Here is a 12,088-nt window from a genome sequence, read left to right as displayed (position 1 = left end):
TTACTCCTGATTCGAGTGAGGCGCTGCACCTTGCAGCGGTAAGGAAACGATGGCGCAGGTACCACGACCCGCACGCGATTGCAGCAGCAGCTGGCCCTGATGAGCACGCGCCACCGCCTTGACCACCGCCAGCCCGAGGCCGGTCCCGGTGGTCTTGGTGGTAAAGAAGGGTTCGCCAAGGCGCGCCAGGGTTTCCCGGCTCATCCCTGGCCCGTTGTCACTGACACAGAGGCGCAACTGATCACCACGGCGATAGAGATGAATCTTCAGGCGCGCATCGCGCCCGGCAGCCTGAATGGCGTTGTCGATCAGGTTGAGCACGGTACCGACCAGCGTGTCGCGATTGCACAACAGCTCGCCCTCGCGCACATCGCACTGCCAGCGCACGGCCATATCGCCCACATGCGCATCGGCAGCCGCACGCAGCGCATCGAACAGGACCGGCGGCGACAGGCGATCGGGCAGCGGCAGCTCGCCACGGGCGAAGATCAGCATGTCGCGCACCTGGTTTTCCAACTCGTGCAGCCGCTCCTTCAAGCGCCCGGCGAAGCGCTGCTGCTGTTCGGCCGGCAGTACCTGCTCGTTCAGGTGGCTTGCATAAAGCAGCGCAGCGGAGAGTGGCGTACGAATCTGATGGGCGAGAGAGGCGACCATGCGCCCCAGCGCCGATAGACGCTCATGGCGAGAAAGCTGATCCTGCAGGCGACGGGTTTCAGTGAGGTCGGTCAGCAGCACAAGCTGCCCCGGCTCCCCGTGCAGAGAACGCGTGGCGATGGATAGCCGGCGGCCGTCGCGCATGGAGATTTCATGACCATCGTCTTCGCGCGGCGCGAAGTTGCGAGCGATCACCTGGCGCCAGAGCATACCCACCAGTGGCTGCCCGAGCAGTGCACGCGCGACGGGGTTGGCCTCACGCACGACACCCTGACCGTCGATGACGATCACACCGCCAGGCAGCAGATCCAGCAGGCTTTGCAGGCGATGAGCCAGACGCTCCTTCTCCGCCAGTTCCTGCATGCGCTGAGCACTGACCAGCGCCAGTTGCCCCTTCAGCTCATTGACCCGCGCCTCGAGCAGGCTGTAGGACTCGCTGAGCTGATTGGACATCTGATTGAACAGGGCAAAGGCCTGCTCCAGTCCTGCGCGGCTGGCGTGTTCGAGCGGCGCAGGTACGCCTGGCTCGGCTGACTCGGTAGGACGAAGGTTGGCTTCCATCTGCTTCTCTCGTACGACGCACCGTCAGAAGACGGTCAGATACAAGAGCTATAGCAATCCCCGTGCCTACTTTTTTATCCTTATTTATCAATCACTTGAAAAAACAAAGCCGGAGCTTGCGTCAAAGCTCCGGCTTTTGGGTCAGCAATCACTCGCAGGGTGCGCCATGCGCACCAGCTCTACAGGATCATGACCTGCAGAGCTGCGCGGCCGCTCCCAGCCAGGTCAATCCTCGTCCTGGCCGTCCTCTTCGCGACGGCTCATGCCGTACTTGCGCATCTTCTCGACCAGGGTGGTACGACGAATACGCAGGCGCTCGGCCGCACGTGCCACCACGCCACCGGCATCATCCAGCGCCTGCTGAATCAACCCCTGCTCCAGATTGCCGAGGTAGTCTTTCAGGTCCAGCCCCTCCGGCGGCAGCATGGCGGGTGTGTCGAGGCCCGGCAGACCGGCCATGATTGCGGCGCGCTCTTCCATTTCATCGCGCAAGCTGGCCGCAAGCTGCTCATCCTCGTCATCGACATGACGGAACTTCTTCGGCAACTCGCCCACCCCGATCACCCCATAGGGATGCATGATCGCCATGCGCTCTACCAGGTTGGCCAGCTCGCGCACGTTGCCTGCCCAGTCATGGCGACACAACGACATGATGGCGGCCGAATTGAAGCGAATGGAGCCACGCTTCTCGTGCTCCATGCGCGAAATCAGCTCGTTCATCAGCAGCGGGATATCTTCGATACGCTCGCGCAGCGGCGCCATCTCGATGGGGAAGACATTGAGGCGGTAATACAGGTCCTCACGGAAACTGCCGTCCTCGATCATCCTCTCCAGATTCTTGTGCGTGGCAGCAATGATGCGCACATCGGCCGTCTGCGTCTTGTTGCTGCCCACACGCTCGAAGGTGCGTTCCTGCAGGACGCGCAGCAACTTGACCTGCATCGGCAGCGGCATGTCACCGATCTCGTCGAGAAACAGCGTGCCGCCGTTGGCCAGCTCGAAGCGCCCTGCCCGACTGGTGATGGCCCCGGTGAAGGCGCCCTTCTCATGACCGAACAGCTCACTTTCCAACAATTCGGCCGGAATCGCGCCACAGTTGACCGGCACGAACGGCGCCTCGCGACGCTTGGAGTGGTAGTGCAGATTGCGCGCCACCACTTCCTTGCCGGTCCCGGACTCGCCGAGGATCAGCACGCTGGCCTCAGTGTCGGCGACCTGCTGCATCATCTGCCGCACCTGCTGAATGGCGCGGCTGGTCCCGACCAGGCTGCGGAACAGGTTGGGCTCGCGCTGCCGACCACGATCACGGGCCTGATCGTACATCTCGCGATAGACCTGGGCACGGTGCAGCGAATCGAGCAGCTTGTTGTAGCTGAGCGGAGTCTCCAGGCTGGCCAGCACACGCCTGCGCAAATCCTCCGGCCATTCGACGACGCTGGAGTCGCCAACCGTCAATAGCGGCAGGAACTCATCCCAGCCGGCAATCTGCTTGGTCAGCTCGAGTGCGCCCCCCTTGGTCTCGACATCACCCAGCAAGACGCTGAGCACTTCGCGACTGGACGCGAGCTCGGCCACGGCATTGCGCCAATCCTGACTGGTACAGGCCAGATGCTCTTCCCCGAGAAAACTCAGAATGATCGCCAACTCGTGGCGGCGCGCAGCATTGTCATCGATCAACAGGATTTTGGTTTCACGCCACATCTTGTGCTTGTCTGACCCGAGAAGTGAGGGGAGTTGCGCGCCAGATCTTCGGCACACACCGGCAATTAGCCACTAGTAAAGTCAAAAAATTGAAGCCAGTCAATTTTATGGCGTAATTTTTTCGCCCGCCAATGGAATTAGCTAAGCAGCTGTTTGCAGAGTCGGGTAGTAGCAGCCGATAAAAAAGCAGGAAAAACGAAACAGGAGGGAGGGGACAACCGAGCCGAACCTGCGGGTTAAACTCGGTAAACACCGGGTTATCAGCCGAAAAGCTGATAAACCTTGGCCCCCTGGTGGGATTGATTGAGCTGCACCAATTCGCCAGCCAGACGCTGCTGCTCGGTCTGACAAACGGTCACCAGCTCACGATACAGCGACAGCAGATTTTCCAGGCCACTGCGCAGCTCTTCTTCGTCATCACTGTCGACCATGGCCGCATCGACTACCATGCGGCATTGCAGATCGAGCTCGCCAATCGCGGCCCAGTCCTGTTTGGCCAGAGCATCGCGCAGGGCCGAACCGGTCGCTTGCAAACGCTGGACGGATGAACTCATTCGCTTCTCCTCCGATGCTCGCTCACTACTGAGCGATGGCATCCCAACCCTGTTTGACGTTACGCAGCAGCACTGAAACCTCTTCGAGAAGCTCCGGCTCGTTGCTCACATTGGCCTCGGTCAAACGGGCGATCATGTATTCGTACAGGCTATCGAGGTTACCGGCCAGCTCGCCACCTTGCTGGTGGTCGAGACTCTCGCGCAGTCCCGCGACGATGGCAATACTCTTGCCGATCAATTCACCTTTCAGCGCTGTCTGACCACGCTCCATGGCACCACGTGCCTGAGCGATGCGAGACAGACCACCTTCCATCAACATCTGGATCAGTCGATGAGGGCTGGCCTCTGCGGCCTGCGCTTGGTTGTTGACGGTCTGATACTGCTTGAGGGCCGCCATTGCGTTCATAATCGCTCTCGCTCTACCGATGGGCTGATACCTCAGGTATCGGCCCTGCGACTCAAAGCTTTAACGCTTTTGTCGCTGAAACGGCCCAGCCAAAACGAAAAAGAAACGATCGGTCAGCCAGCAGGCGCCGGCTCGACCTCCGGACCAATGGCATCCCAGGCACTTTTGATATCACCCAGCAGCACCTGAACCTCTTCCAGGGTGCGCGGCGTATCGTCCAGCGCGACACCCGCCAGGCGACGCGTCATATAGTCGTACAGTGCATCCAAGTTCTCGGCGATTTCACCCCCCAGTTCCTTGTCCAGCGCTGCCTGCAGCACGCCCAGAATGGTGATGGTGCTGCCTACTGCCATCCCGCGAATTTCGGTATCGCCCTCGGCCTGGGCCTGCTTGGCGAGCATCACGCGCTGCAATGCGCCTTCGAGCAACAGCTGTACCGTGCGATAGGGCGAGACCTCCTGGCTGGTCTTGACCTGTTTGTAGGCGTCTATCGGGTTCTTGCTCATTGCTTAATCCTTTTTCACGAAACCAGGGAGGTTGGCGAGCATGCCGCTCAGACTCTCACTGGTACGGGTGAGCTGCCCGACCAAGGAGTCCATGGCGTTGTACTGGGCATAGAGACGGGTTTGCAGGCTTTCGACACGCTTGTTCAGGCTTTCGCGCTGAGAGTCAACGCTCTTCAGGGTATCGCGCAAGGCACTGTCACGCTGCTTCAATACACCATCGGTCGCCACATAGTTGGATACGAAACCAGACAGACGCCCCATCAGGCCGTCACTGCCAGTGAGGTAAGCCCCCACCTGATCGAAATTGGTGTCGAGCGCCTTGGTCAGCGTGTCGTCATCGAGAGACAACTTGCCGTCCTTGTCGGTAGTGATACCCAAGTCGGCCAGGGCACGCACACCGGCGTCCCCGCCACCGGTCATGCTGACGATCTCATTGCGCAGGCCCGCCAAGATGCTGCGCACCGTGGAATCGCCAACCAGAGGGCCAGCCACAGGCTTGGAGCCTTCCACTTCGACGACCGCCGTGAGCTGCGCCGAGGACGTGATCAAGGCGTTGTAGGCATCGACGAACTTCTGCAGATTACTCTTGACGCTCGACTTGTCGACACCAACGGTGAGGTTGATGGTCTTGCCATCCGTCAGGTCGGTAGCGCTCTGCGCTGCCACGAGATCAAGCGTAACGCCTTCGAGCGCGTCCTCGATCTTGTTGCTGTCACGCACCAGTTGCAGCCCGTCGATGGTGAGCTTGGCCGATTTGGCCTGGCTGATCACACCGCCCGCCCCACTGTCCGAGCTGGGCTTCAGGAAAGCACCCTCATTGTCGGGATCTGCGACAGGCGCGAACGCCTGAGTCGTCAGGGCGTTATTACCCGTAGTTTCGCCGTCTTCGGTAACTGCCACCTGGATGTCGTTACCTTCACCCGTCTTGGTGGAGTTCAGCACCAAGCGGGAACCGGAATCATCGGTAATGATGGTGGCGCTTATGCCGCTGTCTTTCCCGGCTTCGTTTATCGCGTCACGCATACCGGCAAGTGTGTTGTTGGCCGCGGTGACATCGACACTGATGTTGGTGCTTCCGACAGAAATCTCGAGCGTGCCGCTGTTGAACGTTGCCCCCGTACCACCTGATACGGACTGCAGGGCAACCTTGCTGCTAGCAGCCAGTTGCTGAACCTGAACACTGTAGGTGCCGGCAGGCGCCGTGGCCGTTGCCGCAGCCTTGAGTACGCTGCTGTTGGACGTGCTTGCTGTACGCGACTCGAACAAGGCAGGCTTGTTGAGCGCGTCGAGGGCTGTCTTGAAGGAGTTCATCGCCCCCGTGAGTGTGCCGATCGCAGAGATACGGGTAGTGGTCTGCTTCTCGAGATTGTCGAGCTGGTTGGTCTTCGGCGCTTTCTCGGCATTGACCAACGCAGTGACAATCTCGTTGATGTTGAGACCTGAACCGATTCCCGTGATACCTGCCATGATCCTGCACCTCGTCAAAAATCCGACTGCACCCTGTCAATTGAAGGGTATCAATCAAAACTCATGCCAAGACGTATCTTATGCCTCGGCCTGAAACAAAAGGCTGCGTACCTCTGACAGGTTCTCTGCCAACTTCAACGCTTCCTCTGACGGAATCTGTCGGATCACATCACCCGAGCCAGCATCCGTTACCTTGACAACCACACGCCCAGAGCCGTCATCGACTGCAAAGTTGATGCTGCGACGAACCGACTGCACGAATTCCTGAATGGTCGCTACCGCATCCTCGACCTGCTCACGACTCACTTCCTGAGCGGGTGTGAGCGCGCGCGCAACAGACTGCTTATCAGCAGACGAACCCGCTGCGACATTGGAAGGGTCTTGATTCTGCCGTGATTCAGCAACATTGGAGACGCCACCATCACGGACAACCGTGGAGTTGACCTGGGGCTTTATTGAGCTGACGTCCATAACTTACTCCTCAGAATGAGGTAACGGGGAGAAGAGCCAGGCCCTTCCCCCCGTAGTCTAGCGCCTTTGACCTTAGCCCAGCAGGCTGAGTACGGCCTGCGGCAACTGGTTGGCCTGAGCCAGGATCGCGGTGCCGGCCTGCTGCAGGATCTGGTTCTTGGTCAGCTGCGAGGTTTCGGCAGCGAAGTCAGTATCCTGAATCCGGCTACGAGCGGCCGAGGAGTTCTCACCGATGTTCTGCAGGTTCGAGATGGTGTTCTCGAAGCGGTTCTGCACGGCACCGAGCTGAGCACGCTGGCTGTCGATGTTGGAGATCGCACCGTTGATGATACCCAGAGCGTCCTGAGCGCCGGTAGCGGTGCTGATGTCGATTTCCTTGACCGAGTTCAGCGCACTGAAGGTGTCTGCACCAAGGCCGCCAGTCATACCCGTTACCTGGAAGGCATCAGCCGCTTCGAGCTGCACCTGGCCATCGACTCGGGCACCACCGCCTGCAGCGATAGTAGCCGCTGTACCGACATCGTTCTCGCCCTTGAAGTCACGTGCGGTCAGCTCGGCAGCCTGAGAGGACTCGGTGATCATGATCGCATCGCCACGATCGTTGACCAGTTCGATGGTCGAGCCCTTGGATACTGCCGAGATGCCCGTCTTGCCGGTTTCCTTGTTGATCGCGTCAGCCAGAGCCTGCAGGTCTGTCACGTCGTTCACTACCGCAGAAACGGTGGACTTGTCGGTTTCAACGGTCTTGCTGTTGGCACCGTAGAGCGAGAACGAGATGGTACCGCTGGTGGCGAAGCCACCCAGAGTTGCAACGGTACGGGCATTGGCAGTAACGCCAGTGGTATCGCTCTTGGCATTGATGGCACTGGCGACTTCACTGGCCGAGCCGCTGGCGGTCAGGGCAATAGCCTCTGCGCCGTCGGACAGCTTGGAAGTGATGCTGAAGCCAGTGGAGGTGTACGCACTACCGGAGGTGGCGCTGAACGCTGCACCACTGGCAATCGCAGAACCGGCGGCACCCGAAGTGGTGACACGGTTGATGCCGATACGGTCAGTGGCTGCCGAGCCGATGGAAACGCTGATGGTCTCGTAAGCGTTGGCGCCGACCTGGAAGCTTTGCGAACCAAAGCTGCCATCGAGGATTTTACGACCACCGAAGCTGGTGGTATCGGAAATACGGTTCAGCTCCTGTTGCAGCTGAGACACTTCGCCTTGCAGGGCGGCACGCTCGGTGGCGCCGTTGGAGCCGTTGGCAGCCTGCAGGGACAGGTCACGCATACGCTGCAGAATGCCGGTGGACTGCTGCAAGGCACCTTCAGCGGTCTGCGCCAGGGAGATACCGTCGTTGGCGTTACGGGTAGCCACACCCAGGCCATTGATCTGGCTGGTCAGGCGGTTGGAGATTTGCAGACCAGCAGCGTCGTCTTTGGCGCTGTTGATGCGGAAGCCGGTGGACAGGCGCTGGAGGGAAGTATCCAGACCTTTGGACGAGCTGTTCAGGTTACGTTGAGTGTTGAGGGACGCAACGTTGGTGTTGACTGTAAGGGCCATGGTATTGCCTCCAGATGACCTTAGAACCGTTTGTCTGAGCTTGCGAGCTCGGGCCTGCATGCTCAGACGCCCATAGAGTTCGCATTCGATCCTTGTATCGGCCCTCGAGCCTGGAGCTTTAGTGGCAATTTAAGCTTTTTTGCGGATTTTTTTTCTGCTTTACCGTCAATTGGTTAGCGTAATGCAACCGCCTGAGGCAGAGGTTTTGGCGGGATTCCGACGGGCAATTGGCCATTGCCCGTCGGCATTTCACTTCAATCCGGCAACCAGGCACGCCGCCAGAGCTCGAGATTCGCGCTCTCAAGCATCCAGTCGCGCATGACTGCAGCCTTCAACGCATCGCCCTGGCGAGCGGACGCATCAAGGTCGTTGACATGCATGCGGATGGCATCGACCCAATCCTTGAAGCGGTTTTTCACTCGCGTCACAGGCAGCTCGCCCTCGTAGCAACGCAGATCGCTACACACCACAGGGAAACCACAGGCGCCATATTCCAGAAGGCGCAGGTTACTCTTGCACTCGTTGAACAGGTTCTGCTCCACAGGCGCCAGAGCCAGGTCCAGGTCCAGGCTTGCCAAGGCTGCCGGGTAGGCGTTGATATCTACGCCGGCATGCACTTCCTGCACGTAGGGGCGGATGCGATCCGGGCACATCCCCATGAATACCCACTCGACCTCACCGGCCAACTCCTTGACCACATCGGCGATCAGCTCCAGATCCCCCGTATGACTGACCCCCCCTGCCCAACCGACGCGAGGCTTGCGCCCACGTCGACGCTGAGTGGTCAGGTTCTGCCACCACTCGCGCGGCAATCGGTTTTCGATCACCCGGATATCGGCGTGCAAGCCCGAGAAGGCATCAGCCAATGCCTCGGTGGACACCACGAAACGGTCAACGAACCCCAGACCCTTACGCAGCGATTTCAGCACATCTCTGGGCATATGCTCGCGGTGCAGGCTCTTCATCGGCAGATTCGGCAGGTAATCATCCAGCTCGTAGACCTTGAACGCTCGCGACAGCGTCTTGATCCTGCGCATGGCTTCCAGACGCTCGTCTCCCAGCTGGCGCTGAAGCACCAGTACATCAGGGTCGTAACGCGCAAGATCAGCCACCTGCAGGAGCCCATCGGAAAGCATGCCGTCGATCAGACCCGCATCGCGCATCGCCTCGAATGGCTTGATGACCCTGTAGTTGCCGCACCCCCAGGGGTCAGCCGGGTGAGCAAGCACGACGGGCAGTGGACGCCAGCTATCCAGCGGACGCCAGGTCAGCTGCGCGTCGGCTTCCAGAGCAAATCCGGCTCCGCTCAATGAAAGGTTGCGGTTGTAGGCAGGATCGGCGGCGATCAACGGCAACCATTTGGCATACATGGCATCCTGCTCGGCAACGAAGCGCTTGCGCTTGGCCTCCTGAGCGGCCGGATCGACCCTGGTCTGGCTGACGCTGCCCTCGTGCATCACGACGGCGTGCGGCGTCCATACCGTGAGGTAGCCGGCCTCACGCGTCTTCAGGCAAAGATCGACGTCGTTGTAGGACACCTTGAAGGCTTGCTCATCGAGCCCGCCCACTTCTTCGTAGAGGGACTTGCGGATCATCAGGCAGGCTGCCGTCACTGCGCTGTAGTTCTGATCAACCTGCAGCCGTTGCATATATCCCGGCGCATCCATGGCCTCGCCAATGAAGGGGTGATCTGCAGGTCCACGCAGGCCGAGAACAACCCCGGCATGCTGGATGCGGCCATCCGGATAGAGCAGCTTGGCACCGACCACACCGACTTCCGGACGCTGCGCGTGATTGAGCATGGCATCGAGCCAATCCTCACGCAGGATGGCCGTATCGTTGTTGAGCAGCACCAGGTACTCGCCGCGTGCGGCCTGGGCCGCCATATTGTTGATGGCCGAATAATTGAACGGATACGGGTAGCGCAAGACCCGCACCAACGACTCGCCCCAGCTTTCCACACCAGCCAGCCAGGCCTGCGCCTCGGACGTCTGGCTGTCGTTGTCGACTATCAGAACCTCATAGTTCGGGTAGCGCGTTTTCTCCAACAGGCTTTCCACGCAGCGCTGCAGAATCGGCAACTGATCCTTGGTGGGGATGATGATCGACACCAAGGGCTGCGCCGAGTGACCGTAATCGATGCGGTAGCGCCCCGGCATATGGGGTTTCAGCGAAGCCTGGTAGCCACGCAATGCCAAGTGACGCAACAGGGTGGCGCGTTCGCACTCATTGTCCTGCAGCCTGGGCGCCTCGGCCACGACCAGGGCCTCATCGATATGACCAAGACCGGCCATGCCGCCCTGCTCGATCAACCTCAGCAGCAAGTCGAACTCCACGGCCTGATCGAACATCGGATCAAAACCACCCGCAGCAATCAGAGCGTCGCGCCGAAAGAACCAGTGACGCGCCATTAGCGCTGGAAAACTGAGCAGCATGTCCAGATTGAAGTCTGGCCTGAAGCAGGCACCCAGCGTGCCATCCGACAATCGCTGGATCTCATCGCCGTACACCGCAAGGCAATCTGCGGGCGCGACACTCAACTCCAGTGCAGCCATGGGCAGGCCGCTGTCGGTAAGGGTTTCTCCAGCGCGGAGCAACATCAGCCAATCACAGGTATCGGCCTGGACCAGTTCGTTGAGAAGCCCGATGGCATTGCGGCCGGCTGTGTCGAAGAACTGCACCCCGAGCACATCATGCTGGACAGGCGCTCCTGCAGCGCTCAGAACGACAATCCTGGGCACCAACTGGGTAAAGACTGCACGGCTCAAACTGCCGAGGGTATTCGCCAGGCCATCGGCATCTTCGCTCGGATCAAGTACGTAGAACGTGAATGCTGGGGTTCTGTACTTGTTAAAACGCTCATTTATCAACTGCACCTGACTCGGCGTGAAAGCCCGCTGAGCCAGCCATTGCTCGATGACTTCCGTTCCTTTTCCTCGAGCAGGCCCCGGCCCCATGCCGGAGCTGGATCGCCTCGATCCGGGCAGGTCTACCCTCCCCGCAGCCGTCAACTGCTCGCTCCATCGTGTCAGTTCATCAGAGTCGGTCTGCTGGGCGAGCAGTCGAGTCAGTTCGCGATGGAAAGGGTACTGTTCGAATGCCGTACGTAGACTTGCTCGGAAGCCATCATCAAGAACCTCAAGCGAGCATGCTTTCGCCACAAGGCCGTCTTGCACGGCCAGCACATGCTTTAACTGACTGACCTGCAGCTTCCCCACCGGCTCAACGCGAATCAAAAGATCCACCGCCTCCAGCACATCAAAGAACGGCCGGTTGTAGAAAGGCAACTCCACAAACTGCTGGGGCTCGAATCGCCACAACGGGTGCTCGGAGAATGCAGGCCATTCGGAGTGGAATATTTCCTGAACGGTCAGGGAGTGCTGAGTAGAGAGACATGTGGCCAAGCGCTCGCACGCTGTCATGAAAAGCTCACTGGCCTGGCTATGAGAGAAGCCCATCTCCCCGAGCAATGTACATATGAAGCTGTGGAATTTTTGACGTTCCAAGCTCAGTACTGGTGACTCATGAGATAACGCCACCAACAAATCGGTGCCATGGTCCGAGACAGGATAATTTACTTCTCGAATAACGTAGGGTCTTTCCAATATCCGCGCCTTGGCGCGAGCCAGAAAGTAGAACGCGTGACCAAACTCCTGAAACTCCATCCCCGTATCACGGGGCATCTTCGAGTACCAATCCTTGACGATGTCTGTACGCAGAACGGCATACCAGGGCGGAATGTAGTTCGACATGAAGGTAGCAATTCGCTCGTCAAGGGATTCACTTGAGAAATCCTCGACAACCTTCTTGTCGCGCAGAAAATAATGAACCTTATCCTTCTCAGGTAGGTACATGAGGCAGTAGCCGTGGCAGATCCCATAGTCCGAGTTGGCCTGGAGGAATTCAATCGAGTCAGCGAGGGCATCGTGCAATACGAAATCATCGTCAGCCACAAAAACCATATAGGGCGTATCGACGAGTGAAACGCCTCGCTCGAGCTTCTCACGAAATCCCTGATATCCGTATTCGGGGCAATGGATGTAGAGAATATCCGGATTGGCGGAGCAACCTCCATCTATCGCATCGCTCGATGAATCCAAAACAATGACATTCGCCCCCAGTGCCTCGTAGTACCTGAGTGAGCGCCGGACAAAATCCGGACGGCCATGGGTGCACAGCAACAACGTCAAATCATTCTTCATCGATGTAAATCTCTT

Annotated in this window: 9 protein-coding genes; all 9 read right to left on the bottom strand. The window is 59.1% G+C overall.

Annotated elements, in window-relative coordinates:
- The 9 genes from ACN0X6_RS20320 to ACN0X6_RS20280 all read right to left on the bottom strand — a co-directional run bounded on the left by ACN0X6_RS20320 (nucleotide 1) and on the right by ACN0X6_RS20280 (nucleotide 12,073).
- Nucleotides 1-1,215, bottom strand: coding sequence for a sensor histidine kinase (locus ACN0X6_RS20320; RefSeq protein ID WP_417706755.1), 1,215 nt, complete (start codon nucleotides 1,213-1,215; stop codon nucleotides 1-3).
- A 225-nt stretch (nucleotides 1,216-1,440) separates the two neighbouring features.
- Nucleotides 1,441-2,916 (bottom strand): sigma-54 dependent transcriptional regulator, encoded by a 1,476-nt coding sequence (locus tag ACN0X6_RS20315; RefSeq protein ID WP_417706754.1) that lies wholly within the window; start codon nucleotides 2,914-2,916, stop codon nucleotides 1,441-1,443.
- 260 nt (nucleotides 2,917-3,176) lie between these two features.
- Complete coding sequence (gene fliT / locus ACN0X6_RS20310; protein WP_417706752.1) at nucleotides 3,177-3,470, bottom strand: flagellar protein FliT; 294 nt, start codon at nucleotides 3,468-3,470, stop codon at nucleotides 3,177-3,179.
- Nucleotides 3,471-3,495: 25 nt separating this feature from the next.
- The gene (gene fliS / locus ACN0X6_RS20305; RefSeq protein WP_017361938.1) at nucleotides 3,496-3,876 is read right to left on the bottom strand and encodes a flagellar export chaperone FliS; all 381 of its coding nucleotides are present in this window, start codon (nucleotides 3,874-3,876) and stop codon (nucleotides 3,496-3,498) included.
- Nucleotides 3,877-3,989: 113 nt separating this feature from the next.
- A complete protein-coding gene (gene fliS / locus ACN0X6_RS20300; protein WP_307322359.1) occupies nucleotides 3,990-4,382 on the bottom strand; it encodes a flagellar export chaperone FliS in 393 nt (130 codons plus the stop codon).
- 3 nt (nucleotides 4,383-4,385) lie between these two features.
- Complete coding sequence (gene fliD, locus ACN0X6_RS20295) at nucleotides 4,386-5,849, bottom strand: flagellar filament capping protein FliD (RefSeq protein ID WP_417706750.1); 1,464 nt, start codon at nucleotides 5,847-5,849, stop codon at nucleotides 4,386-4,388.
- Between the two features lie 78 nt (nucleotides 5,850-5,927).
- Nucleotides 5,928-6,320, bottom strand: coding sequence for a flagellar protein FlaG (locus tag ACN0X6_RS20290; protein ID WP_417706748.1), 393 nt, complete (start codon nucleotides 6,318-6,320; stop codon nucleotides 5,928-5,930).
- A 72-nt stretch (nucleotides 6,321-6,392) separates the two neighbouring features.
- Nucleotides 6,393-7,871 carry a flagellin gene (locus ACN0X6_RS20285; protein WP_417706746.1) on the bottom strand — a complete coding sequence of 493 codons (1,479 nt, stop codon included), beginning with the start codon at nucleotides 7,869-7,871 and terminating at the stop codon, nucleotides 6,393-6,395.
- 254 nt (nucleotides 7,872-8,125) lie between these two features.
- Complete coding sequence (locus ACN0X6_RS20280; RefSeq protein ID WP_417706745.1) at nucleotides 8,126-12,073, bottom strand: TIGR00180 family glycosyltransferase; 3,948 nt, start codon at nucleotides 12,071-12,073, stop codon at nucleotides 8,126-8,128.
- Nucleotides 12,074-12,088: the final 15 nt, after the last annotated feature.

Source organism: Pseudomonas sp., assembly GCF_048269965.1.
Classification (GTDB): Bacteria; Pseudomonadota; Gammaproteobacteria; order Pseudomonadales; family Pseudomonadaceae; genus Aquipseudomonas.
This window is presented reverse-complemented; position numbering and strand designations above follow the sequence as displayed.

Coding starts and splice junctions, on each gene's coding strand:
- ACN0X6_RS20320 (WP_417706755.1), bottom strand. CDS start 1,215: ATGGAAGCCAACCTTCGTCCTACCGAGTCAGCCGAGCCAGGCGTACCT.
- fliS (WP_017361938.1), bottom strand. CDS start 3,876: ATGAACGCAATGGCGGCCCTCAAGCAGTATCAGACCGTCAACAACCAA.
- fliT (WP_417706752.1), bottom strand. CDS start 3,470: ATGAGTTCATCCGTCCAGCGTTTGCAAGCGACCGGTTCGGCCCTGCGC.
- ACN0X6_RS20315 (WP_417706754.1), bottom strand. CDS start 2,916: ATGTGGCGTGAAACCAAAATCCTGTTGATCGATGACAATGCTGCGCGC.
- ACN0X6_RS20290 (WP_417706748.1), bottom strand. CDS start 6,320: ATGGACGTCAGCTCAATAAAGCCCCAGGTCAACTCCACGGTTGTCCGT.
- ACN0X6_RS20280 (WP_417706745.1), bottom strand. CDS start 12,073: ATGAAGAATGATTTGACGTTGTTGCTGTGCACCCATGGCCGTCCGGAT.
- fliD (WP_417706750.1), bottom strand. CDS start 5,849: ATGGCAGGTATCACGGGAATCGGTTCAGGTCTCAACATCAACGAGATT.
- fliS (WP_307322359.1), bottom strand. CDS start 4,382: ATGAGCAAGAACCCGATAGACGCCTACAAACAGGTCAAGACCAGCCAG.
- ACN0X6_RS20285 (WP_417706746.1), bottom strand. CDS start 7,871: ATGGCCCTTACAGTCAACACCAACGTTGCGTCCCTCAACACTCAACGT.